This window comes from Mesorhizobium sp. M2A.F.Ca.ET.039.01.1.1 (assembly GCF_003998035.1).
GTDB lineage: Bacteria > Pseudomonadota > Alphaproteobacteria > Rhizobiales > Rhizobiaceae > Mesorhizobium.
In genome coordinates, this window is record NZ_RZRY01001123.1 from 1 (window position 1) to 1436 (window position 1436).

The 1436-nt window shown below is 58.2% G+C and carries 2 protein-coding genes and 1 pseudogene; all 3 read right to left on the reverse strand.

Annotated elements, in window-relative coordinates; genetic code table 11:
* Positions 1–495: GntR family transcriptional regulator (locus EOA24_RS37820; protein WP_133374908.1), on the reverse strand; the 495-nt coding region annotated here is incomplete at its 3' end.
* 269 nt (positions 496–764) lie between these two features.
* Entirely contained in the window at positions 765–1031 is a 267-nt protein-coding gene (locus tag EOA24_RS37825; protein WP_127410814.1) for a hypothetical protein, read from the reverse strand.
* A gap of 220 nt (positions 1032–1251) precedes the next feature.
* Positions 1252–1436, reverse strand: a pseudogene (locus EOA24_RS42155) (IS110 family transposase); the annotation flags it as partial.

Here is a 1436-nt window from a genome sequence, read left to right on the forward strand (position 1 = left end):
ATTTGCAGCAATCTTCGCCTTGGAATTATGAGATTTCCGATGGGTGCAATAGACCAGATGATGCTGCTCCAACTCGCTGATAAAGGCTCTCGACGCATTTCCCGCCGCAAGTTCCGCCGCCCAGCCTTCAAGGTTGACACGGATCTTCGTGATTTCCTCCAAATCTGCCCTCCCTAACGTTGGAGCTCGGATTGTCTTTGGACCTGCCATCGAAAGGCTTTCCTCGGACAGGAGGCGCGTGATTGCCTCTCGGACGGGCGTAACGCTGACGCCCAGTTGAGAGGCTACAGCGCGGTGTGTGATCTTCTCACCGGGCTCATACACGCCGCATCTGATGCTTTCACGCACGATTCCGTATACCCTATCGGACAGGGTCGTCTGGGAATGTTGGCCATAATCGTTCAATGTCCTCGCCTTGCCTGGCTGCTGGCCGCTTCTCTTATTGACGAGCTTAGCCTTTTCAGGCAGGACGCGCACCGTCTTTCGGGGCAGCATCACAGCCTCGTGTTCCTATCCGAGATTGTCGAACACGTAGTATGGGTCGTCTCGGGCGTGTCATTTTTTCTCCAGTAGTGCTGATCCAATGCATGATCGAGCATGACAATCGTGTGCAATGGATGGTGTCGCCGGCCAGTGGGTAACACAGACCGACAACGGAGGCGATGATCTCGCTCCCTAAATGGCGAGTTTGGTGTTACCAAAACCAAGCCAGATAGCCAGCAGGTCGCGAGCGGGAGAGTCAGCCGGTCAGAGGATACCCCACCTCATGTGAGGCGCAGCCAGCCGAGAAAGGCGCGCATCAAAAGCTCCGTGTCGAGGCGGTTGCTCTTGGCACGGCGGTGCTCGCGCGATACCGCAACGCGCTCGGCATTTATGACATAGGCCTCGACATAGCGTGCCTTCAGCCAGCGTGCCAGCCAAAAGCCGTCACGGCCCGCTTCACGCAATGACAATCGCTTGGTCGCGTGCCCGGCTCGAACGGCTTCTGTCCTCCAGTGCTGCAGAAGCTTCAACACCGCCTTGGCGTCCATCCATCTTCTTGTGTGGCTGGCGCTCAACTCCTGGAACAAGGCCAGCGACCAGCCAATTCGAGCCGCTCATCTCGATAACGGCAACGAGTGTGGTATCCTGGTTCAGAGCAGTGAGGGACTTGCTCACATCAAAGATCTTGTGACATCGGGGCACTCCTTTCTGGTGATGGATCTGTGAGCGCCAAGGATGCCACACCCTCGCCGCTCGCCCCATAGAATGTCAGTTGGGCGATCCCGGGAGCTGTGGTCTCGCTGCCTGACGCTGTTCAGCCTCGACCTCCATGGGCATCTCGATCACTTGCCACAACCAGCGGCACTCGCGCTGGGTCTCGTTCTTCAGGCAGGGCGGCAGATCCAGCCCGTCGGCCGAGCGCAGCGTCTCCAACTGCTCCCGCCAGTCCCGTC

Excerpts from the sequence above, each read along its gene's own strand:
- EOA24_RS37825 (WP_127410814.1), bottom strand. The coding sequence starts at position 1,031 with ATGGACGCCAAGGCGGTGTTGAAGCTTCTGCAGCACTGGAGGACAGAA.